The 22,975-nt window shown below is 67.9% G+C and carries 15 protein-coding genes and 1 pseudogene; 6 read left to right on the top strand and 10 right to left on the bottom strand.

What is annotated here, in order from left to right; all coding sequences use genetic code 11:
* Positions 1 to 18 precede the first annotated feature (18 nt).
* Positions 19 to 1,065: a tRNA (adenosine(37)-N6)-threonylcarbamoyltransferase complex transferase subunit TsaD gene (gene tsaD / locus ACMHYJ_RS05930; protein WP_414245285.1), complete on the bottom strand. Its 1,047-nt coding sequence runs from the start codon at positions 1,063 to 1,065 to the stop codon at positions 19 to 21.
* A gap of 99 nt (positions 1,066 to 1,164) precedes the next feature.
* Here tsaD and ACMHYJ_RS05925 point away from each other — a divergent pair, with 99 nt between their 5' ends.
* The 3 genes from ACMHYJ_RS05925 (at position 1,165) to ACMHYJ_RS05915 (ending at position 4,485) form a co-directional block, all read left to right on the top strand.
* A complete protein-coding gene (locus ACMHYJ_RS05925) occupies positions 1,165 to 2,457 on the top strand; it encodes an NCS2 family permease (RefSeq protein ID WP_414245284.1) in 1,293 nt (430 codons plus the stop codon).
* Between the two features lie 136 nt (positions 2,458 to 2,593).
* Positions 2,594 to 2,974 (top strand): thioredoxin, encoded by a 381-nt coding sequence (gene trxA, locus ACMHYJ_RS05920; RefSeq protein ID WP_414245283.1) that lies wholly within the window; start codon positions 2,594 to 2,596, stop codon positions 2,972 to 2,974.
* Between the two features lie 56 nt (positions 2,975 to 3,030).
* Positions 3,031 to 4,485 carry an MFS transporter gene (locus ACMHYJ_RS05915; protein WP_414245282.1) on the top strand — a complete coding sequence of 485 codons (1,455 nt, stop codon included), beginning with the start codon at positions 3,031 to 3,033 and terminating at the stop codon, positions 4,483 to 4,485.
* Here the strand turns inward: ACMHYJ_RS05915 and ACMHYJ_RS05910 are convergent.
* On the bottom strand, positions 4,482 to 5,093 hold the full coding sequence (locus ACMHYJ_RS05910) for an IMPACT family protein (protein ID WP_414245281.1): 612 nt from the start codon (positions 5,091 to 5,093) through the stop codon (positions 4,482 to 4,484). The genes ACMHYJ_RS05915 and ACMHYJ_RS05910 overlap by 4 nt on opposite strands.
* Positions 5,094 to 5,170: 77 nt before the next feature.
* Positions 5,171 to 6,772: an ABC-F family ATPase gene (locus tag ACMHYJ_RS05905; RefSeq protein ID WP_414245280.1), complete on the bottom strand. Its 1,602-nt coding sequence runs from the start codon at positions 6,770 to 6,772 to the stop codon at positions 5,171 to 5,173.
* Positions 6,773 to 7,027: 255 nt separating this feature from the next.
* On the opposite strand from ACMHYJ_RS05905, the gene ACMHYJ_RS05900 reads away from it, so the two are divergent.
* The gene (locus ACMHYJ_RS05900; protein WP_414245279.1) at positions 7,028 to 8,284 is read left to right on the top strand and encodes a Zn-dependent hydrolase; all 1,257 of its coding nucleotides are present in this window, start codon (positions 7,028 to 7,030) and stop codon (positions 8,282 to 8,284) included.
* Between the two features lie 13 nt (positions 8,285 to 8,297).
* On the opposite strand, the gene ACMHYJ_RS05895 is transcribed toward ACMHYJ_RS05900, so the two are convergent.
* Complete coding sequence (locus ACMHYJ_RS05895; RefSeq protein WP_414245490.1) at positions 8,298 to 8,765, bottom strand: Lrp/AsnC family transcriptional regulator; 468 nt, start codon at positions 8,763 to 8,765, stop codon at positions 8,298 to 8,300.
* Here ACMHYJ_RS05895 and ACMHYJ_RS05890 point away from each other — a divergent pair.
* A complete protein-coding gene (locus tag ACMHYJ_RS05890) occupies positions 8,764 to 9,108 on the top strand; it encodes a hypothetical protein (RefSeq protein WP_414245278.1) in 345 nt (114 codons plus the stop codon). The genes ACMHYJ_RS05895 and ACMHYJ_RS05890 overlap by 2 nt on opposite strands.
* Before the next feature lie 74 nt (positions 9,109 to 9,182).
* The gene (locus ACMHYJ_RS05885) at positions 9,183 to 10,331 is read left to right on the top strand and encodes a diaminopropionate ammonia-lyase (protein WP_414245277.1); all 1,149 of its coding nucleotides are present in this window, start codon (positions 9,183 to 9,185) and stop codon (positions 10,329 to 10,331) included.
* Between the two features lie 36 nt (positions 10,332 to 10,367).
* Here the strand turns inward: ACMHYJ_RS05885 and ACMHYJ_RS05880 are convergent, their stop codons facing one another.
* From ACMHYJ_RS05880 to recC, 6 genes and pseudogenes are all read right to left on the bottom strand, one after another.
* Positions 10,368 to 11,378, bottom strand: coding sequence for an LD-carboxypeptidase (locus tag ACMHYJ_RS05880; protein ID WP_414245489.1), 1,011 nt, complete (start codon positions 11,376 to 11,378; stop codon positions 10,368 to 10,370).
* A 45-nt stretch (positions 11,379 to 11,423) separates the two neighbouring features.
* Positions 11,424 to 11,870 (bottom strand): annotated as a pseudogene (gene tadA, locus ACMHYJ_RS05875) (tRNA adenosine(34) deaminase TadA); the annotation flags it as partial.
* A gap of 10 nt (positions 11,871 to 11,880) precedes the next feature.
* On the bottom strand, positions 11,881 to 13,554 hold the full coding sequence (locus ACMHYJ_RS05870) for an NAD(P)H-hydrate dehydratase (RefSeq protein WP_414245276.1): 1,674 nt from the start codon (positions 13,552 to 13,554) through the stop codon (positions 11,881 to 11,883).
* Positions 13,555 to 13,620: 66 nt separating this feature from the next.
* Positions 13,621 to 15,576 (bottom strand): exodeoxyribonuclease V subunit alpha, encoded by a 1,956-nt coding sequence (recD, locus tag ACMHYJ_RS05865; RefSeq protein ID WP_414245275.1) that lies wholly within the window; start codon positions 15,574 to 15,576, stop codon positions 13,621 to 13,623.
* A complete protein-coding gene (locus tag ACMHYJ_RS05860) occupies positions 15,573 to 19,385 on the bottom strand; it encodes a UvrD-helicase domain-containing protein (RefSeq protein ID WP_414245274.1) in 3,813 nt (1,270 codons plus the stop codon). Before ACMHYJ_RS05860 ends, recD begins: the two co-directional genes overlap by 4 nt.
* Positions 19,382 to 22,933 carry an exodeoxyribonuclease V subunit gamma gene (gene recC, locus ACMHYJ_RS05855; RefSeq protein ID WP_414245273.1) on the bottom strand — a complete coding sequence of 1,184 codons (3,552 nt, stop codon included), beginning with the start codon at positions 22,931 to 22,933 and terminating at the stop codon, positions 19,382 to 19,384. Before recC ends, ACMHYJ_RS05860 begins: the two co-directional genes overlap by 4 nt.
* Between the last annotated feature and the right edge of the window lie 42 nt (positions 22,934 to 22,975).

The raw sequence follows: 22,975 nt of genomic DNA, 5'->3' as shown, positions 1-22,975 counted from the left end.
GGCCCAAGGGGCGGGGCCTCAATCGGCCACGCACACGGCCTGCAAATCCCAACGGGGGCGCACGGTAAACCCCGCGTCCATCAAGCCGGGCAAATCCACCAGTCCGGCCCGCATCCGCAAGGCGGCCGCCCAGGCAATCATGGCGCCATTGTCGGTGCACAAATGCAGGGGCGGGAAAAACACTTGCCCCCCCTGGTCGGACAAGGCCGCCTGCAGACGGCGGCGCAGGGGCTGATTGGCCCCCACGCCGCCCGCCACGACCAGGGTTTTCAGGCCCGTCTGGCGCAAGGCCTGCAAAGACTTGGCCGCCAGGACATCCACAATGGCGGCTTCGGTGGCGGCCGCCAGATCGGCCCGCGCCGCCGGATCGGCCGCCCGGCCATCCGCCTGCAAGGCGCGCATGCGCGTCAACACGGCGGTTTTCAAGCCGCTGAAACTGAAATCCAGGTCGCCGCTGTGCAGCATGGGCCGCGGCAGCCGGCACGCCGTCGGATCGCCCGCCTGCGCCAGGCGGGAGAGTTCGGGCCCCCCGGGATAGCCCAGGCCCAGCAGCTTGGCGCTTTTGTCAAAAGCCTCGCCGGCGGCGTCGTCCAGGGTTTCGCCCAGCAAGGCATAGCGCCCCACCCCGTCGACCCGCATCAGTTGGGTATGCCCCCCCGACACCAGCAAGGCCACGAAGGGAAAATCCGGCGGGTCATCGGCCAGCAGGGGGGACAGCAAATGGCCTTCCAGATGATGGATGGGCAAGGCCGGCAGGCCCAGGCCCCAGGCATAGGCGCGGGCAAAGCCCGCCCCCACCAGCAGCGCCCCGGCCAGACCCGGGCCCGCCGTGTAGGCCACCAGCCCCAGGTCGGACGAGCGCACCCCCGCTTGTTGCAGCACCTGGCGGGTCAGCGGCACGATGCGCCGGATGTGGTCGCGCGAAGCGAGCTCGGGCACGACCCCGCCGTATTCGCGGTGCATGGCGATCTGGCTGTGCAGGGCATGGGCCAACAGGCCGCGCTCGGTGCAGGCGATGGCCACACCGGTCTCGTCGCACGAGCTTTCGAATCCGATAATCAGCATAGACCCTGATTTTACAATGTTCACAAACCCATTAGGCTGGTCGTAGAATAGACGCGGACAATAAGCTGAAAACAAAACACCACCTCCGAAGGGGATCCCATGTTCGAAAACCTGTTCAAGCTGAAAGACCACGGCACCAGCACGCGCACCGAGCTGCTGGCGGGCCTCACCACTTTCCTGACGATGTCCTACATCATCTTCGTCAACCCGGACATCCTGTCCAGCACCGGCATGGACAGAGGCTCGGTCTTCGTGGCCACCTGCCTGGCGGCCGCCCTGGGCTCCCTCATCATGGCATTCCTGGCCAACTGGCCCATCGGCATGGCGCCCGGCATGGGGCTCAATGCCTTTTTCGCGTTTACCGTCGTCGCCCAGATGGGCTACACCTGGGAACAAGCCCTGGGGGCGGTCTTCATTTCCGGGGTGGTGTTCGTCCTGCTGACCATCACCGGGGCCCGAGAATGGCTGGTGGCGGGCATCCCCGCATCGCTGCGGGCCGCCATCGCCGCGGGGATCGGCCTGTTCCTGGGGATCATCGCCCTGAAGACCGCGGGCATCGTGGTGCCCAATCCAGCCACCATGGTGGGCCTGGGCGATCTCACCCAACCCAGCACGCTGCTGGCCATCCTGGGCTTTTTCCTGATCGCCGCCCTGGGGGCGCTGCAAATTCGCGGGGCCATCCTGATCGGCATTCTGGCGGTCACCCTGCTGTCCATCGTGCTGGGGCTGACGCAGTTCCAGGGGATTTTCTCCGCCCCGCCCAGCCTGGATCCCACCTTTTTCAAACTGGACATCGCCGGGGTGCTGAACACCGGTTTCTTCCACATCATCCTGGTGTTCGTGCTGGTCGAGGTCTTCGACGCCACCGGCACCATGATCGGGGTGGCCACGCGCGCCGGCCTGGTGCGCCCCGGCAATCCGGGCCGCCTGGGCCGCGCCCTGCTGTCCGACAGCTGCGCCATCGTGGCGGGTTCCTTCCTGGGCACCAGCAGCACCACGGCCTACGTCGAAAGCGCCTCGGGCGTGCAGGCGGGCGGGCGCACCGGCCTGACGGCCCTGACCATCGCCGTGCTGTTCCTGCTGGCGCTGTTCCTCTCGCCGCTGGCCGCCATCGTGCCCGCCTACGCCACCGCCCCGGCCCTGCTGTACGTGGCCTGCCTGATGCTGCGCGAACTGGTCGACGTCAAATGGGAAGACATCACCGAATCCGTCCCGGCCGCCATGACCGCCGTGGCCATGCCGCTGACCTACTCCATCGCCAACGGCCTGGCGTTCGGCTTCATCAGCTACGTCGTCATCAAGGCGCTGTCCGGGCGCTTCCGCGACATCCACCCCGCCACCCTGCTGGTGGCCGTCCTGTTCGTCATCAAATACGCCCTGTTCCCCGACTGATCCCGCCATCGTCCGCCCTGTCCGGGGCGGGCGATTTTCGGCCGGTTTCCCGTCCGCGCCTTGCACAACGGGTACACTGTCCCCATATGGATCGAAACCCGGGCGGCATGTTGCCGCCCCACCGACCGGAGACACCATGAGCATCATCGAACTCACCCAGGACACCTTCCAGGAAGCCACCAAAGCCGAAAAACCCCTGATCATCGACCTCTGGGCCCCGTGGTGCGGCCCCTGCCGGCAGTTCGCCCCCACCTTCGAGGCCGCCGCCGAACAGCACCCCGACGTCACCTTCGCCAAGATCAACACCGAAGAACAACAAGAACTGGCCGCCGCCCTGCGCATCCGCTCCATCCCGACCCTGATGGTGTTCCGTGAAAACGTCCTGCTGTTCCAGCAGGCCGGCGCCCTGGCGGCCTCGCAGCTCGAAGAACTCATCACCCAGGTCAAGGCCGTCGACATGACCCAGGTGCACGCCCAGATCGCCGAGCAGGAAAAGGCTTCCTCCACGTCCCATTGACCGCATCCTCCTCATCCAGGCCAAGCCACCGACCGGATCCCGGTCGGTGGCGCATTTTGGCCATCCTGCTGGCCACGATCTTCATGTCCCTGATCGGGGTCAGCATCGTCAACGTCGCCCTGCCCTCCATCCATGTCGCCTTGCAGGCCTCCCGGGCGGACATCCAGTGGGTGCTGTCCGGCTACGCCCTGACGTTCGGCGTCGTCCTGGTGGCCGCGGGCCGCGCAGGCGACCTCATGGGCCGCGGCGGGCTGTTCCTGATCGGGGTCGGCATTTTCACCCTGTCGTCCATCGCGGCGGGCCTGGCCCCCAATGCCAACTGGCTGAACGGCGCGCGCTTCATCCAAGGGGTGGGTTCGGGCCTGCTCAACCCCCAGGGGCTGGGCATGATCCAGCACTATTTCCGGGGGGCCGAAAGGGGGCGCGCCTTCGGTTATTTCGGCACGGTGGTGGGGTTTTCCGTGGCGATCGGGCCGGTGCTGGGCGGGCTGCTCATCGAACTGGGCGGGCTGGACATCGGCTGGCGCCTGACTTTCCTGGTCAACGTCCCCATCGGCTTCGTCGTCCTGATCCTGGGGTTCAAGTGGTTTCCCCGACCCCTGATCCAATGGCCGGGCTCGGCCGCGGCGCGGCGGGCGGATGCCTCGGCGGAAGCGCCGGACGCCCAGGACGCCGCCCGGCTGGGCTGGCGTTCTCTTGATCCCCTCGGCTCCGTGCTGCTGGGCCTGGCGGTTCTGGCCGTGCTGTACCCCTTCGTCGAATCGCGCACGGCCCCCCTGACCTGGCTGCTGCTGCCCGCCGGGCTGCTGCTGACCCTGGCCTGGGTGCAATGGGAGCGCCGCGTCACCCGGCGCGGCGGCAGCCCCATGGTGAACCTGCGGATATTCTCCACGGCCAGCTTCAGCAATGGCGTCCTGATCATGGCCCTGTATTTCCTGGGCATGACCAGCATCTGGGTGCTGGTGGCCTTGTACGTCCAGGAAGGCCTGGGCATGAGCGCCTTGCAATCGGGCCTGTTCGGCATACCGGCCGCCCTGCTATCCTCCTGGGCGGCCGATTGGGCGGGCCGCCGCGTCATGGCCTACGGGCGCAAGATCGTGATCGGCGGCCTGCTGCTGGCCCTGGCCGGCCTGGCCCTCAGCATCCTGGTCATCCACCTGGAAAGCCTGGGCAGGATCAGCGCGTGGTGGCTGCTGCTGACCCTGTCTTTCATCGGCCTGGCCCAGGGGGCGGTCATCAGCCCCAACCAGGCCTTGACCCTGATGGACGTGCCCCTGGATTACGCCGGCAGTTCGGGGGCGATCATGCAGACCGGGCAGCGCATCGGCACCTCGGTGGGCATCGCCATGATCACGGCGGCCGTATTCTGGTCGCTGGGCCATGCGTCCTGGCCAGTAGCCACCATGACCGGCTTCGGGGTCATCATCGCCGTGGTGCTGGTCGCCCTGTGGGTCGCCGTCCAAGACCTGCGCGACCGCGAGCAGCGCTCCAAGGGGAAAATCCCCGATTAGGACGGGACGTCGCCGGGGCGCTCGGACAACACGGCCCAGCCGCCCCGTCCCCGGGTCTGATCCATGTACAGGGCTTCCAGCGCAGACGCCTGAGCGCGGGCGCAGCGCAACACCCAGATCACCCCCTGGGCGTCGAATTCCGCCGACTCCACCTGCGCCCCGGCGGCCACCAAGCGCGCCTGCACCCGATCCATGTCCGCATACGCGCAGGTACAGCGCGCCAGGATTTCCTCCCGCAATACGGTCTTATCGGCCAGGCGCAGGCACTCGGCCGCCGTGCCGCCATACGCCCGGATCAGCCCGCCCGTCCCCAGCTTGATGCCGCCGAACCAGCGGATCACCAGCACGGCCACCCGGTCGCAGCCCTGGGACTGGATAGCCTGCAGAATCGGCCGCCCCGCCGTGCCGCCGGGCTCGCCGTCGTCATGAAAACGATACTGATCCCCATATTGCCAGGCCCAGCAATTGTGCGTCGCCTGGGGGTCGTGCTGCGCGGCCAGGAAATCCTGGGCGGCCCGGGCATCGGCGATGGGCGCGGCCAGGGCCACGAAACGGCTTTTACGGATCTCCGCCTCGTGGCGGCTCAGTGCAATCAGGGTGCTGGACATAGGACGGCCCCGGCCCACGGCGGCCGGGAAGCGGGCGTCGGCCTGGTGTCCTGCCTGGTTGGTTCGGTCACTTGAAACTAGACCTCGATCCCCTGCGCGGCCAGGTAATCGTCATATGTGCCGGGATAGTCGTTCAAGCGGCCATCCGGCAGGATTTCGATGATGCGGGTGGCCACGCCCGAAACGAACTGGCGGTCGTGCGAGACAAACACCAGCGTGCCCTGGTATTGCTCCAGCGCGTACTGCAGGGATTCGATGGATTCCATGTCCAGGTGGTTGGTGGGCTCGTCCATCAGCATCACATTATGCCGGCCCAGCATCAGGCGGCCAAAGCTCATGCGGTTTTTTTCGCCCCCCGACAGCACCCGCACGGCCTTGCCGATTTCGTCGCCCGAAAACAGCAGCCGGCCCAGCACCGAGCGGATCGACTGGTCTTCATCGCCCGGCTGGCGGTAGTCGGTCAGCCAGTCGAACAGATCGCGGTCGGAATCGAACTGGTCGGATACGTCCTGCGCCATATAGCCGACGTCGGCGTTTTCCGACCAGCGCACCGCGCCGTCGTCGGGCGGCAGGTTACCGGCCAGCAGGCGCAGCAGTGTCGTTTTGCCGACCCCGTTGGCGCCGATGATGGCGACCTTCTGGCCAGCCTCGATCATGGTGGTCAGGCCCTGAATGATGGGCCGGTCGTAGGCCTTGGACAGGTCTTCGATGTGCGCGGCCTGGCGGTGCAGGATCTTGTTGACCTCGAAGCGGATATAGGGATTCTGGCGCGACGACGGCTTGACCTGGACGGTCTCCGACTTGATGCGGTCGATCTGCTTCAGGCGCGAGGTGGCCTGGCGCGATTTGGACTTGTTGGCGGCGAAGCGGCGCACGAAATCCTGCAGCTCGCTGACGCGCTCTTTGGCGCGCGCGTTGGCGGCCACCTGGCGCTCACGCGCCTGGGTGGAGGCCAGCATGTAGTCGTCGTAGTTGCCGGGGTAGACGCGCAGCTCGCCGTAATCCAGGTCGGCCATGTGGGTGCAGACCTGGTTCAGGAAATGGCGGTCATGGCTGATGATGATCATGGTGCTGTCGTAGCCGTTCAGCACGTTTTCCAGCCAGCGGATGGTGTTGATGTCCAGGTTGTTGGTGGGTTCATCCAGCAGCAGGACGTCGGGATTGGAGAACAGGGCCTGGGCCAGCAGCACGCGCAGTTTCCAGCCCGGGGCGATTTCGCGCATGGGCAGCTCGTGTTGTTCCACGGGGATTTCCAGGCCCAGCAGCAGCTCGCCGGCGCGGGATTCGGCGGTATAGCCGTCGTATTCGGCGAATTTGCCTTCCAGCTCGGCGGCGCGCATGTAGTCGTCTTCGGTGGCGTCCAGGTTGGCGTAGATGGCGTCGCGTTCGCTCATGGCCTGCCACATTTCGACGTGCCCCATCATGACGACGTCCAGCACGCGCTGATCTTCAAAGGCGAATTGATCCTGGCGCAGTTTGCCCAACCGCACGCCGGGATCCAGGGCCACGTTGCCGGCCGAGGCTTCCAGGTCGCCGCCAATGATCTTCATCAGAGTGGATTTGCCGGATCCGTTGGCGCCGATCAGGCCATAGCGGTTGCCGTCGCCGAATTTGACGCTGACGTTTTCAAACAGAGGTTTGGCGCCGAACTGGATGGTGAGGTTATTGGTGGAGATCACGGTGGTGGGCTTGATAGAGGGAAGTCAAAACAACCTGCTAGTTTAGCAGGTGATTCATTGGCATCCACCCGGCCCGCCCCGCACGACAGGGAGGGCGGCCGGCCTCTCGTATGCGGGACAGCCGGGCCACATGACGCTTTGATGCTGAATGATACTGAAAACGAGCAATTCTTCAGCTTCAAGCTGAAATTATGAGAAAAAAACAACCGCCTGGGAAAGTACGATGACAGTTTATCGACCCTCACATGACACGCCATGCACACCGCATCTCTTTCCCTGGACACCACCAAACTGCTTGAACAAATCCAGACACTCGGCGCCATCGGCGCCGATCCCGCCGCCGGCGGACGCACCCGCATCGCCCTGAGCGATGACGAAAAAGCGGGCCGCGATCAGGTCGCGCAATGGATGCGCGATCTGCAGCTCGACGTGCGGGTGAACCGCATCGGCAATCTCTTTGGCATCCTGCACGCCGCCACAGCGGCGGGCGACGAGCGGCCGCTGATGATCGGTTCGCACATCGACACCGTGCGCAATGCCGGCGCACTGGATGGATGCTATGGCGTGCTTGCGGGCCTGGCCGTGGTTCGTGCCTACCGGGCCGCCGGCGTGCTGCCGGCCCGCGCCATCATGATTGGCGCCTTCACCAACGAAGAAGGGGTGCGCTTTCAGCCCGATATGATGGGATCGCTCGTCTACGCGGGCGGCCTGTCCGTGGAGGAAGCGCTGGACGCCACCGGCACGGATGGCGCGCGCCTGGGCGATGAACTGGCGCGCATCGGCTATGCCGGCGACATGGAACCCGGCAGCATCGTGCCGCACGAATATCTGGAACTGCACATCGAACAAGGCCCGGTGCTGGAAGCCGAAGGCCAGTTGATCGGTGTGGTAGAGAACCTGCAAGGCATTTCCTGGCAGCGGCTGACCATTCACGGCACCGCAAACCACGCCGGCACCACACCCACGCGGCTGCGCCATGACGCCGGCTATGCGGCGGCCGCCATCATTGCCTTTTTGCGCGAAGGCGTCGTCGCCGCCGCGCCGGAAACCACGCTGGCGACCACAGGGACGCTGCGCTTCGAGCCGGACGTCGTCAACGTCATCCCGCGCAAGGCGACATTCACCGTGGATTTGCGCGACCCCGACGAAGGCCGTCTACAGGCCGCCGAAAAGCGCCTGGCCGACTTTCTCTCGGAGATAGCCGAACGTGAAGGCGTGCAGGTCGAAACCGAGCGTCTGGTACGCTTCAAACCCGTGACATTCGACGCTGGGCTGGCGGACGAGATCCAGGCATCCGCCAAACGCTTCGGCTTCGCGCACCGGCGCATGACATCAGGCGCCGGTCACGATGCTCAAATGATTGCGCGCATCGCGCCGGCCGCCATGATCTTTGTGCCCAGCCGCGAAGGCATCAGCCACAACCCGCGCGAGCACACCGACGACGACCAGCTTATCCAGGGCGCACAAGTATTGCTCGACGTCGTACAGCGCCGCCTTGCCAAAGCCGTTTGAAGACAGGGGGCAATCAGCCCTGTTCCAGCACATAGGTCGCAGGGACGGACAGCGTCCTGTGCGAAGCCCCCATTACAACCGACGTTGTGAACCGCCGCACATTGTGGTTTTCAAAGAAAAGACGGCGCGTCATGCCCTCGAAGGCTTCCATGTCGGGCGCGACGGCAATGATGATGAAATCAGTCTCCCCGGTCACGTAATAGCACTGCTGTACAAGGGGCTCCGCAGCGACCGACTGGCTGAACGCATCCACCTGATCCGCCCGTTCTTGCATCAGCTCGACGCTGATGATGAACGTCATGGGCAACCCGACCGCCTTCGCATCAACCACGGCGACCTCTCGGCTGATGACGTTGTCCGCGCGCAAACGGCTGATGCGTCTTTGTACTGCGGGCCCGGACAAATGAACTTTCCCCGCGAGCACTTCCAGGGATTGCCGGGTATCGGACTGAAGCAAATCCAGCAACCGACGATCCGTCATGTCCAAATCACTCATTTCCAATTGCTCCAGTACATGCTTTGCCTGTGATTGCAAGATTCTTGCAAAAGCCTTGGGTTCATTGCAATTCCTTTTTGCCGCCGGTCTATATCATATTTTGGATATTCAGACATTCAAAAACAGGAGACCAGAACTCATGTCGATATTATCCGCTTTTTTCAGCATGCCATTCGCAGGCAATGCGTTTCAGTTCGGCGGCAGGCCATCCAACGAAGAATTCTTTCCTCTGCACCATGCCCGGTTCGATTATGTCGACTCGAATCTGATCATCGGCGCGCGCATGTTTCATGAAATCCTGAAAATCAGCCTGAAACGGCAGAATTGACCATAGAGAGAAGCAAAATGGGCATCAGCATCACCGACAACAGTCAACCGCGCGCCAGCCGGATCACGCCATGGATGAACGAATTTTCCAAAGAGAAAATCCACGCCGTCCATGCCTTTCACAGCAGTCTGGAAAACTACGACAGACCCCCCCTGCACCGCCTGCCCAAGCTGGCGGCCAAACTGAAAGTCGGCGCCGTGCTGGTCAAAGACGAGTCCGAACGGCTGGGCCTGAACGCGTTCAAGATTCTCGGCTGCATCTACGCAATATCAAAATATCTGGCACGCGAATATGGGCTGGCCGAGGACGGGACGCTGTTTTCGACCCTCATGGACGGCCTGCGCTCGGGGGCGTTCGCGCCCAAGACTTTCGTCACGGCCACGGATGGAAACCACGGGCGCGCCGTCGCCCGGGCGGCCCGCCTGCTGGGGCAGCGGGCAGTGGTCTACATGCCGCAAGGCTCCGCGGCCATCCGGGTGGAACGCATCCGGCAGGAAGGCGCGGAATGCGCCGTCACAGATCAAAACTACGATGAGACAGTGCGCCATGCCTCGGATATGGCTGCCGCGCATCAGTGGGTTTTGATGCAGGACACGGCCTGGCGCGGCTACGAAGAAATCCCGCTCTGGATCATGCAAGGCTACGGCACGATTGCCCAAGAAATCCGGGAAGCCCTGGGTGAAGCCCGGGAAGCGCCCCCCACGCATGTGATTCTTCAAGCCGGCGTCGGCTCGTTTGCCGGCGGCGTGGGCGCAAGCTTGTCTCAGCAGTACCAAGGGCACGACATGACCTTCATCATCGTCGAGCCGGATGCCGCCGATTGCATTTTCCAATCCATCCGGCAAAACGCCCCGGCAGTAGTCACCGGCGATTTGAATACCGTCATGGCGGGATTGGCATGCGGACAACCCAGCACCATCGGCTTGCAAGTTCTGAAACAGATCGGCGATACATTCATCACATGCGACGACAGCATCGCCGCGACAGGCGTCAGAGTTCTGGGCGCGCCCCTGGTGGGCGACCCCCGCATCATTGCGGGCGAATCGGGCGCCGTCGGCCTCGGTGTGCTGATGGCGTTGATGCAAAAACCCGAACACGCCGCGCTGCGGCAACGCCTGCGGCTGGATGACCAGGCCCGCGTCCTGATCATCAACACCGAAGGCAATACCGACCCCGCGAGCTACGAGCGGATCACCTGGGAGGGACACTGCCCTTCGGCGTAAAGAACCGGCTGTGCGCCCGGGCGCACAGGCCGGGACTCAGTGCGTATGCTCCTGCAAGACCAGATGGGCCATCCCGTCTTCGGTGGCAATGCCCACCGGGGCGCCGATAGGCAGGGTGGCCTTGACCTTGACATGACCATAGGGCAGGCCGGTGATCACGGGCACTTTGACGGTGCCGCGCAGCCAGCGAACCACGGAATCCAGGGTGTAGCCGTTATCGTGCGCGGCCAGGCGGTAGTCGGTGAAATGGCCCAGAACAATGGCATGCTGTTTTTCCAGGATGCCGGCATGCCACAACTGGGTCAGCATGCGCTCGATGCGAAAAGGATGCTCGGCGACATCTTCCAGAAACAGGATGCCGCCTTGGATGTCGGGCAGGTAGGGGGTGCCCGCCAGCGAGGCCACCATGGCCAGATTGCCGCCCCACAGAATGCCCCGGGCATCGACGGGATCGGCGCCGGGGGATTCAAAGCTCAGGATTTCCAGTTCGCCCGACAGGGTTTCCTGAAACAGGGCCTGGGTCAGATCGTCGACTTTCTTGGCGCCGAAGTCGTGCAATGCGGTCGGGCCGGCCAGGCTGACGGCGCCGGTTCTGGCCAGCAGGGCCAGGCTGAAGGCGGTGAAGTCGCTTTGGCCGATGAAGGTCTTGCCGCTGTCGGCCACGGCCCGCCAGTCGATGAAAGGCAGCAGGCGGCTGAGGCCATAGCCGCCCCGGGTGGCCATCACCACGGGGTGTCTTTGCTTGATGGCGCGCTGGATGCCGGCCAGGCGCTGTTTGTCGGTGCCGGCAAAGCGTTCGTGCACGGCGCGGACGGTGCGGTCGACCGTCACTTTGAAGCCCATGGCTTTCAGGCGCTCGACGGACAAATCCAAAACGGCCGGATCCGGCACGGCCCCCGATGGGGAAATCAGATAAATCCCGGACGGGGCCTGGTGGTGATGGTGGTGTTCGCCCCCGGGGCAGGCCCAATGGCTGTGGCCGTCGTGGCCGTCGTGACCGGCGGACTGCCCGGCGGGCGGCGTCGAAGGGGATGAGAGAGTCGGCATAGTGTCTGAGTGTGAAAGAGTGGAATCCGGGTTGGCCGCCGCTCTTTGCCGGCGGGCGGCCTGGCGTCTGGCCCGAAAGAAGCTGCGCAACAAGTCGCCGCAGGGGTCGGCGCAGACCCCGCCGCGCACCGTGGCGTGGTGGTTCAGGCCGGGCTGGCGGCGTAAATCCAGCAGACCGCCGCAGGCCCCGGTCTTGGGGTCCGGCGCCCCGAAAACGATCTCGGCCAGGCGGGCATGGAACAAGGCCCCCAGACACATGGTGCAGGGTTCCAGCGTGACATACAGGCGCGCGCCCGGCAAACGGTAATTATCCAGGGATCGGGCGGCGGCCCGCAAGGCCACGATCTCGGCGTGGGCGGTGGGATCGGCATCCAGGATGGTGCGGTTGTGGCCCACGGCCAACAGCTGCCCGGCGGCGTCCAGCACCACGGCACCAACAGGCACTTCGCCCAATTGGGCGGCCAGGCGGGCCTGCTGCAGCGCCAGGGCCATGGCGGCGGCATCATCCACAGGACACCCCCGGCCCGGCCTGCGCCGCCAGCGCCGCCAGCGCGCCCGGCAGCACCGCCGGCAGATCTTCGGCCAGCAGGCCCCAGCCCAGCTGGCCGGCGGCCTGGCCATGCAGCCAGACCGCCGCGCACGCCGCCTGGAAAACCGGCATGCCCGCCGCCAACAGGCCGACGAGGCAGCCGGCCAGCACGTCGCCCGTGCCGGCCGTGGCCAGGGTGGGCGGCGCATTGTCATTGATGACGCAACGCCCGTCGGGGGCGGCGATCACGGTATCCGGCCCTTTCAGGACGATGACCGCCCCGCTGCGGGCCGCCGCCGCGCGCGCGCGGCGGCACTTGTCGCCATCGGTCTGGAACACCCGCGCAAATTCACCGTCGTGCGGCGTCAGCACGCATCGGGCATGCAGCGCATCCAGCAAATCGGCGGGCGCATCGGCAAAGGCACTGAGCGCATCGGCATCCAGGACGCAGGGCCGCCCCGTGGCCAACGCCGCCAGAACCTGCCGCCGGGCGCGGTCGGTGCGCCCCAGCCCCGGGCCGATCAGCAGCGCATTGCGCCGCGCATCGGCCAGGGCCGGATCCAGGCCGCCATCGGCGGGCAAGGCCTCGACCAGAACGGACGTCAGCGCGCCCGCCTGCACCGGCCAGGCCGCCGGCGGCGTCGCCAGCGTGACCAAACCCGCTCCGACGCGGGCGGCGGCCAGACAGGCCAGGCGGCTGGCCCCCAGCATGGTGTCGCCACCGACCACCAGCGCATGGCCCCGGCGATACTTGTGCCCGCCCGGCTGCGGCCAGGGAAACCCGGCCCGCCACAGATCGGGATGGTTGACCCATGCCCGGGGCGCGATTTCCGCCAGCACCTGGTCGGGAATGCCGATGGCCGCGCACTGCGTCACGCCGCAATACCGCCGTCCGGGCCACAGCACATGGCCCGGCTTGCAGCGAAAGAACGTGACGGTCAGGTCGGCCTGGATCGCGGCCCCCGGGCACTGTCCGGTGGCCCCATCCAGGCCGGTGGGCACATCGACGGCGCAAACCCCCAGCAAGCCGTCCACCGCCGCATGATCCGTCGGCCCCGTGCCGCCCAACGACCCATGCGGCCCGCCCCACCGGCTTGCCGTCGCCGGAAGGCCCGCCTGAGCGGCCCGGCCGGCGACGGCGGCGGGCCGGCCCCCAGCCTGCGCCTCGTCTGCCACACGGCCCGCCTGCCGGGCGGCATTGACGGCCTGGATCAAGCCGGCCATGTCGGCGCCGGGCGGCCGGTTCAGGCCCGCGCCCAGCAGCGCATCCACCACCAGGCGCGCACCGCGCAAAGAAACCGCCCGAGCGGACTCGACCGGCCCGGGCCAAGTGCCGGCCGCCCACGCCGCATCGCCGCGCAAGGCAGCGGCGTCCCCCCACAAGGCCACGCGCACCGGCCAAGCGGCCGCCTGCAAGCAGCGGGCGATCACGAAGCCATCGCCGCCGTTGTTGCCCGGCCCGCACAGCACCAGCACCGGCATGGGCCGCCAGCGGGACATGATGGCCCGGGCCACGGCCTGGCCGGCGGCTTCCATCAAGCGGGAGCCCGACACCCCCAAGGCCATCGCGGCGCGATCGGCCCGCCCCATTTGGACGGGATCCAGCAAAACATGCGGATTCGCGCAATCAGTGTCTTCGTTCATCATTCCATGAGGCCAGCCGCGCCGTGCGAAGGCGGCGGCACGATAAGGTTTTCAACGCCAGGACGGCCTTTACCCAGGCCCGGCCGGGTAGCCGTTTCCAGGCGCCGCCGGCACGGGCGGCGTCCAGATACTGCCCGCGCGCCGCGTCGGACGGCGCGCCGCCTGCTCAATCATACGACGATCGGCCGGTTGAACCAGCGTCAGAACCCGGCGCGCCCGGGTCGCGCCGGTATACAGCAATTCACGCGTCATCAACGGCCCGGGCTGGTCGGGCAGCACCAGCACCACCCGGTCGAACTCCGACCCTTGCGATTTATGCACCGTCAGGGCATAGGCGGTTTCCACGGCGGCCAGGCGGGCGGGCGACACCCAGCGCACCTGGCCCGGCTGCGCGCCGGCGAACGCCACCCGCAAGCGCCCCGCCGGCCGGCCCGGCGCCGGCACGGGCAAGACCAGGCCCATGTCTCCGTTGGCCAGGCCCAGGCCGGGCTGATTGCGCCGCACCAGCACCGGCTGGCCGGGATACCACGCGCCGGGGAGGCCGGGGATGACGCCCCGCGCCCGCAAGCCGGCCTCGATCAGGCGGTTCAGGCCCTCGACCCCGCACGCGCCCTGGCGCAGCGCGCACAAGACCTGGAATTGGACCTGGCGCTGCAGCAGGCCCCAGGCCCAGACATCCCAGTCGGCCCGCGCCGCGTCCTCGGCGGGGCGCTGGGCCTGCAGGGCCGCGAACAAGGCGGGGTAGCCGTCATTGGCCAGGATGCCGGCCTGCCGCAGAAAATCGTCCCCGCGCACCAGGCAGACCAAATCCGGCAAGCCGGCCGCCAGCAGGCGGCGCACCCGCGACACATCGCCCTGGTTGACGGCTTCGGCGAAACGCCCGATCCCGCTGTGCGCGCCAAAGCGCCGGCTGCGGCGCAGCATGACCACGGCCTGATCCAACGGCGTGCCGGCGGGATCGGGCCAGCGCGCCAGCGCCGCCGCCACGCCGCCGCGGTCGGGCCGCCCCGCGGCCGCCAGCAGATCCTGGCCGCTCAGTGCCCGCAGTTGCCGGCAAGTGTCCGGGGTGTAGTGCCCGGCCTCGGCGCGCGCGCACAGTTCGCCCAGGACGGCCCCGGCTTCGACCGAAGCCAGCTGATCCTTGTCGCCCAGCAGGATCAGTTGCGCCGACAACGGCAGGGCCGCGAGCACGGCGTCCATCATCTCGACGTCCATCATCGACGCCTCGTCAATGACCAGCACGTCCAGATCCAGGGGGCGCTCGGCGTGATAGGCCATGCGCCGCGTGCCTGGGCGGCTGCCCAGCAGACGATGCAAGGTGACGACCCGCGTCGGCACGCAGGCCAGCGCGGCCCGCAGCGGCGCATCCCCCGGCTGCGCCAGGGATTGCAGGCGGCCGGCGATGGACTCATTGAGCCGCGCGGCGGCCTTGCCGGTGGGCGCGGCCAGGCGGATGCGCAGGCCCTGATCCAGCCCACGCGCCTGGGCCAGCCCCTGCAGCACCGCCAGCAGACGCACCACCGTCGTGGTCTTGCCCGTGCCCGGCCCCCCCGTCATGATGCTGAAGCGCTGGCGCAAGGCCACCGCGCACGCCAGCTTCTGCCAGTCCAGGGCGGCATCCTCTGTCTCGGGGGGAAACACGCGATCCAGCCACTGGCGGGCCAGCTCAGGCTGGCCCAGGGCTTCCGTGGGAGACACCAGGCGGTACTCGATGGCCTGCCGGATACGCTGGCTGGCGCGCCAATACCGCGCCAGATAAAGATCCGCCCCCCGCAGCACCAGCGGCTCGGGGCCCGTGCCGTCGCCCACAAAATCGGCCGCCGCCAGGACGCTCAAGGCCTCCGGCAGCGGGCATGGCAACGCAAGGCCGGGATCGGCCAGATCGAGGCGCGTATGGCCCTGGGCCAGGGCATCGCTGCACAGGCCGGCCAGATGCGCGGCCAACGGCGCCGCCTGGGGGCTTTGCCGCGCCAGAAAGCGGCCAAACGCCACGGCCAGACTGGTGGGTTCGACAGGCGCATTCATGGTTCGGGGGCTCCGGCAAACAACGCATCCAGGGTGTCGATCAGGGACTGCGGGGGCCGCAGGGACAACAGCCCCTGCCCCGGGGCCTCCCGGCCGCGCAAAAACATGTAGATCGCCCCGCCCATGTGACGCGCATACGCATAATCCGGCAGGCGCGCCCGGAGCTGGCGATGCAGGGCCAGGACATACATCAGCATCTGCACATCATAGCGGGCCGCGCACAGGGCCGCCCGCAGGGCGGCGGGCCGATAGTGCGCCAGGGTCGGCCCCAGGTCATTGGATTTATAGTCCACCACATAGTAGCGGCCATCGTCCAGCCGCAGGGTGAGGTCGATGAAGCCCTTGAACAGGCCATCCAGGCAATCGTCGGCCAAGGCGGGCCGGGACGCCGCGTCGAAGGTCTGATCCGTGATGCAGCGATCCAGCGCCGCCACGGACACCTGCGTGGCCGGCAGCCAGAATTCCATTTCGGCCAGGCAGGCCGGCACGTCGGCCAGCCGGAAGACCGGCGCGCCCGGCAGCTGGGGGCGCCACGCGGTGGCGGCCATGGTCAGCAGCCATTGATGCAGCCCGTCGATATGGGTTTCCCAGCCGCGCACCGCACAGCGCCGGGCAATCATGTCGCGGGCATCTTCCAGATGACAAAACCCGCGCCGGGCGGCCCATTCCAGCAGGCCGTGCAGAAACGTCCCCGCTTGGCTGCCCCGGGGAAAATCCGCCAGGTCGGCGGCCGGCGAATCGTCCGGGCCGTCCTCGGGCGCGGGGGCCCAGAGCGGCGCATCCTCGCGCAGGACGTCCTCGGCGGCTGTCTCGGGCGGCGCGGCCGCGCGCACCGGGCCGCCCGGCCAAGCCTCGCGCAGCTGCAGGCTGGAATAACTGGCGATGCCCCAAGGCCGGGGGAACAAAGGGCCGGCCAGGCGCCGGGCCGGCCCCAGCGCGGGCAGGTCAGCGGCCCGATCGGCTTCGTCGGCGGCCGCCACCCCGCCCGCCGAGTCGGATGCCGGGCCGGACACCGTCGCCGCCACACCGGTGGTGCCGGTGGTGCTGGTGACGCCGGTGGGGCCAGCGGCGACGGCGTCCTCCGGCGCCCAGGCGAACTGATCTGGATACATCCGGCAACGCGCCGCCCAGGCGGCAAAGAGCGCCGCCCCCGGGGCCGGATCGGCGGCCGACACGCCAGTCGGCACGCCAGCCGGCGCGTCCCGCGCGGCCGTCCGCGCCCGCGCATCCGCCAGGACATGGGCAATGCCACTGGGACGCCCCGTATCCGCCAGCGCCAGCCAGACGGCGTGCCGGGCGCGGGTCAGCGCCACATAGAGTTTGCGCACTTCCTCGCCCAGCAGTTCGGCCCGCAACTGCGCCTGTTGGGCCTCGTCCAGTTGCAGCAGCCACTGCCGCCGGCCATCAAGCTGCAGGGTCTGGGGGCCGGCCGGGGGTTTTTCCCACAGACCGCACGACACAAACGGCAGAAACACCAAGGGATATTCCAGCCCCTTGGACTTATGCACGGTCACCACGCGCACCAGGGCTTCGTCGCTTTCCAGGCGCAGCCGCCGGCTGCCTTCGGCATCCACGTCCGCCAAATGGAAATCCCGCTGGCGGGCCAGGTAATGCAGCAGCGCGTCTTCCCCATCCAGCTGCCCGCTGGCCTGCTGCAACAGCTCGGCCAGATGCAGGCAGTCGGTCAGTTGCCGCTCGCCTTCCGCCCCCTGGGCCAGCAGACGCGCCGGCACGGAGAAATCGTGCAGCAGCTGGCGCAGCATGGGCAACACGCCCCGCCAGCGCCAGCGCTGCCGATAGCGCTGGAAACGCTCGACCTGGTCGTCCCAGGCCCATTCATTGTCCGCCAGGTCGGCCAGGCGGGCGATTTCCAGCCCCAGCAAAGGCGTCGCCAAGGCCGCCCGGATGGCCCGCTCGTCGTCCGGGTGGGCGCAGGCGGCCAGGATGAAGCCCAGATCCTGGGCCACCGGGGCGTCGAACACGGTGCCTTGTTCGGACAAGTACACACTGCGCACCCCGTGCGCGGCCAAGGCCTCGCGCACCAGCGCGGCCTCTTTGCGCTGATTGACCAGCACCGCCATATCGGCGGCGCGCACGGGGCGAAACCCCTGGGGCGAGGCAAACCCGGCCCGGCCCTGGCCGCCTTGCCGCAACAGGTCGGCCACGGCGCGGGCGCAGGCCTGCGCCGCCCGTGCCCGCAGCGCTTCGACCCCGATGGTGTCCTTGTCCGCGTCGGCGATCCGGCAGGCCACCAGGGCGGCGGGCGCCCGCCCCTCGACGCACCAGGATTCATCCCGCCCCCGCGCCTGAACCGGATGGAAGGCAATCGACTGGCCCGCCAGGCCGGTGGGAAAGGCCGGTTCGCCGTCCTCGCGCTCGAAGACATGATTGACCGCCTGCACCAGCGCCCGGGCGGATCGGTAGTTGCGCGCCAGGGTCTGCACCCGGCCCCGACAGGCCCGCGCCGCCCGCAGATAGGTTTGCACATCCCCCCCGCGAAACCGATAGATGGCCTGCTTGGGATCGCCGATGAAAATCAAAGCGGTTTCCGCACCGGGCTGCGCCACCTGGTAGATGCGGTCAAAAATCCGGTACTGCACCGGATCGGTATCCTGGAATTCATCCACCAGCACGACGGGAAACTGCTGGCGCAGCCGCAACGCCAGTGTCTCGCCCTGCGGCCCTTCCAGCGCCTGCGCCAGCCCACTCAGCAAGCCGTCGAACCCCAGCGCGCCGCGGCGGGCGAACGCCTGTTGCAGCCGGGCCGCCAGCCAGCCCAGGGCATGCGGGCGCACCACCGACGCCAGTTGCGGCAGCGCGTTCAGCGCCTGGCGCAACGGATCCAGGGCAAACTCGGCCTCGGGCAGATCCGGCCGGGGGCGCGCGTCTTTCCAGCGCGCGGCCAAGCCGGCGCCGGACAGGCCCGCCCAAGCGGTATCGCTCATCGCCGGCCAGGTCTGGTCAGGGGCCGCCAACCAGTCCTGCAGGGCCTGAAGCCACCGCTTCACGTCATTCAGGCGCTTCAGCCCGGCGCCGTGCGCTTCGACCCACGCCGCCAGGGCGTCGATCCGCGGCCGCCAGTCAGCCTTGAGGTCGGCCAGGGCCTGCGCCCGTTGCCGCAAGGCCTGCGCGCACAGCGCCGCCAGCGGCTGCTCGGGCTGCTCGGGCAAGCCTTCCTGCGTCAGAATCCCGCCGTAATCCCGGGCCAGGGCGTCGGGGTCGCGCCAGATGGCCAGCACTTCCGGCAAAACGGCGATATCCAGCCCCGCCACGCAGCCGCGCCAGTAGTCCCAGGCCAGTTCGCGGCTCAGATCCGTCAGATCGGTCAGCATGTCCTGCTCGAACAGCATGGCGCTGTCAAAGGCATGCTCTTTCAATACCCGCATGCACCAGGCGTGGATCGTGGAAATCGCGGCTTCGTCCATGGCTTGCGCGGCCAAGTCCAGCAAACGGGCGCAGGCCGCCCACTGCGCGGGCGGGTATGCGGCGCGCAAGGCGTGCAGATACGGGTCGTCCAGCGGATCGTCCGCCGTCAGGCCCGCCGCGAACCCGGCGGCGGCCTCGGACAGGCGACTGCGGATGCGGTCGCGCAGTTCCTGGGCGGCGGCCTCGGTAAAGGTCAGCACCAGAATCTGCCCGGGCAGCAAGGCGGGCAATTCGCCATGCCCCAGCACCAGGCGGACATACAGGGCGGCAATCGTCCAGGTCTTGCCGGTGCCGGCGCTGGCTTCGATCAGGTGGCTGCCGGGCAGCGAAAAAGCCAGCGGATCGACCTCGGGGATCGGCAGGGCTTGCGGGGAGTCGGTCATGCGTCGGCCTTTCGAGCGGTTTTTTTCGCGGGCAACTGCTGGTTCAAACCGCCGTACCAGGCATCGGCCAGCGCATAAAACCGCTGATCCGCCAGCAGCGCCTGGAAATCCGGGTAGCTGCGGGCCAGGTACGGGTCGTATTGCAGGGATTTTTCATAGGCGTCCCGGGCGGCCTGCACTGCCCCGGGGCTGGCGGGCGCATCGGCCGGCCGGCCACCGCTGCGCAACCACGCCCCCGCCGCGCCGATATCCATCGGCAAGGGGCCGCGCAGGCCTTGAAAATAAGCCTGCCACCACGTCTGCCAAAGCGCCCGGGCCGCGTCCCGATCCAGCGGCTCGAACACCTGGCCGCCCTTGGGGGTCCAGAGCAAGGTCGTCAGCACCAGCCCCTGGGCATGCGCCGCCACGTGTTCCAGCCAGGCCGCCAGCAAGTTCTTGAAGCGGTAATGATTTTTGTCATCCAGCAAGTGCGCGGCCTGCAACAGCAGGCGACAGCGCCGGCCGGCGCTGTCCTGGCGCCAGCCGGACAAATCATCCTGGAATAGCCACTGCCCGCCCCAGGGGTCGGCGATCCGATCCGCCAGACGCTGCGGGCCAGCCACGGCCACGGGCCAGTCCTGACACGCCTGGATGTAATCCCGCAACGGTTTTTGCAACTGCGCGGTCAAGTCCTGCCGGCTCAGGCCCCCCAAGGCGCCGGACACCAGGGATCCGCCCCCCTGCAGACGATCCAAGTGATGCTGCACGGTCTGGTCGGCGCAGTCCAGCATGGCCTGCGGCCCCGCCGCCCCGGCAGGCAGCCGCCCCAGCGCCCGGGCCGCCGCCGCCAGCAGCGCATCTTTCAGTTGCCATTGTTCCAGCCCATCGTGCACATAGGGTTCGCTGTCCGCGAACGCCCGCTCGGTTTCATGAAAATCGACGCGCAGGCGTTGCTGGTAGAACGCCCGCACAGGCTGGGCCAGGAACGCGGCCAGGGCCTGCAGCGTCAGGGGGGTGTCCGATGGCGCCATCGGCGGCAGATCGGCGGCCGCGCCGGGCGCATGGCGCGCGCCATGCGCCGCGCGCCACTCGGCGGCATAGGTGAACAGCCCCTGAGGCCCCTCGGCCGCTTGCAAGGGAAAATAGCGCGGGCTGAAGGGCTGCAGCGGATGATGGCACGTCAGCGCCTGCGCCAGCGAGCCCGCGCCGCCGGCCAGACGCCAGCCGCGATCCAGGTGGTCGCGCAACTGCGCGACCAGCACCGAAGGGGGCTGCTCGGCGTTGTCCAGGACGCTGTGCCCCACCCAGGAGATCAACAGCCGATCCCGCGCCGACAGCACGGCTTCCAGGAACAGATAGCGATCATCCTCGCGGCGGGAGCGGTCGCCCGAGCGGGGGTGCAAGGCCATCAAGTCCATGTCCGAAGGCGGCCGCACCCGGGGAAACGCGCCATCGTGCATCCCCAGCAGGCAGACCTGCCGGAAGGGGATGGCGCGCATCGGCATCAGGGTGGCGAAAGTGACCGCCCCGGCAAAGAAACGCTGCGACAGGCCGCCCTGATCCAGGCCCGCCAGGCAATGCTCGACCACGATGGCCGAAGGCAGGGGTTCCCGCAGGCCAGCCGCTTCGCAATCCCGCAGCCAGTCCTGCAGACGTTCCCGAAACTGATTCAGGGGCACGGACTGGTCGGCCCGCACCAGGAAAAAATCATCCAGCAGGGCCTGCAGCCGCGCCCCCCATTGGGCCGGCGAGGCCGGCTGGGACAAGGCCCGCCAGTAATGATCCAGCGCGTCCAGCAGGCGCGCCAGCCCCCCCAGGGCCGCCGCCTGCAGCCCGGCCGGTTCGGCATAGGGTTCGATCCCATGCCAGGCCGGCGCATCCGGGCCCGCCGCGTACCCCAGCAACATGCGCTGCAGACCGAACCGCCATGTATGCGCATGGGCGGCCCGCGGGTCCTGATCCAGCTGGAAGCCGGCTCGGTGATCCGCATGCAGCCCCCAGCGAACCTGGGATTCCCGCGCCCAGGCCTGCAGCGCCGGCACATCGTCCGCGTCGATGTCGAAGCGCTGGCGCAAGGCGGGCAAGGCCAGCCATTCCAGGACTTCGTTGATCCCCAGGCGACGCTGCGGCAGGGTCAGCAATTGTTCCAGGACAACGGCCAGGGGATCGGCATGGCGCACGCTGCGATCGGCCAGGGTGTAGGGGATGTGCCGCGCATCGTTTTTGCCGTACAGGCCGAACACCGCCTGGATGTGCGGCGCATAGGCTTCGATGTCGGGCACCATGACGATCACATCGCGCGGCTGCAGGGCGGGATCGGCCTCGAAGGCGGCCAGCAGCTGATCCTGCAGGATTTCGACCTCGCGCTGGGGGCTGTGCGCCACCTGGAAGCGGATGGAATCGTCCCGGAGGGGATCGACCGCCGGCCACTGCGCACGCGTTTCGGCCAGAGGCCGCAGGTCGCGGATGTCTTCCTGCAATTGCTGCAACAGGCTGTCGCCGGGTAGCGTTTCAAACGCGTCGATACGCTGGTGCAAGGCCGCCAGCCGCGTCGCCCAATGGCCGCGCGCGGCCGGATCGTCGAATTCATCCAGCAGGCCGATGTAATCCCGTCCCTGACGCCCCCAGGCCGCCAGAAGGGGATGGGTCTGCTGGTGCAGGGCGGCCTCATCCAGGAAATCCGGCATGCCGGGGCGGCGCGCCTGGCGGCGGAACCGGGCGCGCAGAACGTCCCGATCCCCCTGAATATCGGCCCAGTAATGGGCGCACGGATTATGCACGCAGACCAGCACCTGCACCCAGCGCGACAGGCCGGCCAGCGCTTCGAAGGTCTGCCGGGGCATGGCCGAAACGCCAAACACCAGGATGCGGCGCGGCAGCCCCGCGGGCCTGGGCCCGTCGGGGCCGGCGGCGACCCGGGCCATGAACGCCTCGTGGATGGCCGCCCGGCCAATGGCCTGGGCCGCGGCCTGCCCCGACGGCCGGCCGGCCTGCAAATCCGCCAGCAAAGCCCGCCACAAATGGGCCTGCCAGGCCTGGGTGGGCGGCATTTCCCGCAGCCCGCCCCGGTCGTCGGGCAGCCCCGTCCGGCCCTCGGCCCAGGCCTGCAGCCAATCGGCGCGATACACCTGATACTGATCGAACAGATCGGCCAGGCGGCTTGCCAGCTGATAGCGCTTGCGCGCATCGTCATCGCCGGCCAGAAACCGGCGCAGCACGGCATAGGCGGGCTGATCCAGCAAGGCGGGCAGCAGGCGCACCAGACGCCACACCAGCGCGTCTTTGTCCAGGGGGGAGTCCTCCGGCACGGCCGCCGCCCCCAGCACGCTGCGATAAGCCTGCCACATGAACCGCGACGGCAGGAGAAAATCCAGCGCCGCCGCCACCCCGCCGCACGCGTCCTGGGCCAGGGCCAGGCGCAGCCATTGGGCAATGCCATTGCTTTGCACCAGCAGGCATTCGTTTTCCAGGGGGGCCAGCGGTTGATGCCGCATCCAGGCCACCAGCACATCCCGCAACTGTTCGGCCCGATTGCCATGCACCAGCACCAGGCCCGGCGTCAATTCCATGGCGTCATCCCGCATCCCTGCCCTCCGTATCCAAGCTTGAAT

Source organism: Castellaniella hirudinis (assembly GCF_047468865.1).
Classification (GTDB): domain Bacteria; phylum Pseudomonadota; class Gammaproteobacteria; order Burkholderiales; family Burkholderiaceae_B; genus Castellaniella; species Castellaniella hirudinis_A.
The sequence above is the reverse complement of the archived record's forward strand: the minus strand, read 5'-3'. Positions and strand labels throughout refer to the sequence as shown.

Excerpts from the sequence above, each read along its gene's own strand:
- tsaD (WP_414245285.1), bottom strand. The coding sequence starts at position 1,065 with ATGCTGATTATCGGATTCGAAAGCTCGTGCGACGAGACCGGTGTGGCC.
- ACMHYJ_RS05925 (WP_414245284.1), top strand. The coding sequence starts at position 1,165 with ATGTTCGAAAACCTGTTCAAGCTGAAAGACCACGGCACCAGCACGCGC.
- trxA (WP_414245283.1), top strand. The coding sequence starts at position 2,594 with ATGAGCATCATCGAACTCACCCAGGACACCTTCCAGGAAGCCACCAAA.
- ACMHYJ_RS05910 (WP_414245281.1), bottom strand. The coding sequence starts at position 5,093 with ATGTCCAGCACCCTGATTGCACTGAGCCGCCACGAGGCGGAGATCCGT.
- ACMHYJ_RS05900 (WP_414245279.1), top strand. The coding sequence starts at position 7,028 with ATGCACACCGCATCTCTTTCCCTGGACACCACCAAACTGCTTGAACAA.
- ACMHYJ_RS05890 (WP_414245278.1), top strand. The coding sequence starts at position 8,764 with ATGTCCAAATCACTCATTTCCAATTGCTCCAGTACATGCTTTGCCTGT.
- ACMHYJ_RS05895 (WP_414245490.1), bottom strand. The coding sequence starts at position 8,765 with ATGACGGATCGTCGGTTGCTGGATTTGCTTCAGTCCGATACCCGGCAA.
- ACMHYJ_RS05885 (WP_414245277.1), top strand. The coding sequence starts at position 9,183 with ATGAACGAATTTTCCAAAGAGAAAATCCACGCCGTCCATGCCTTTCAC.
- ACMHYJ_RS05880 (WP_414245489.1), bottom strand. The coding sequence starts at position 11,378 with ATGCCGACTCTCTCATCCCCTTCGACGCCGCCCGCCGGGCAGTCCGCC.
- ACMHYJ_RS05870 (WP_414245276.1), bottom strand. The coding sequence starts at position 13,554 with ATGATGAACGAAGACACTGATTGCGCGAATCCGCATGTTTTGCTGGAT.
- recD (WP_414245275.1), bottom strand. The coding sequence starts at position 15,576 with ATGAATGCGCCTGTCGAACCCACCAGTCTGGCCGTGGCGTTTGGCCGC.
- ACMHYJ_RS05860 (WP_414245274.1), bottom strand. The coding sequence starts at position 19,385 with ATGACCGACTCCCCGCAAGCCCTGCCGATCCCCGAGGTCGATCCGCTG.
- recC (WP_414245273.1), bottom strand. The coding sequence starts at position 22,933 with ATGGAATTGACGCCGGGCCTGGTGCTGGTGCATGGCAATCGGGCCGAA.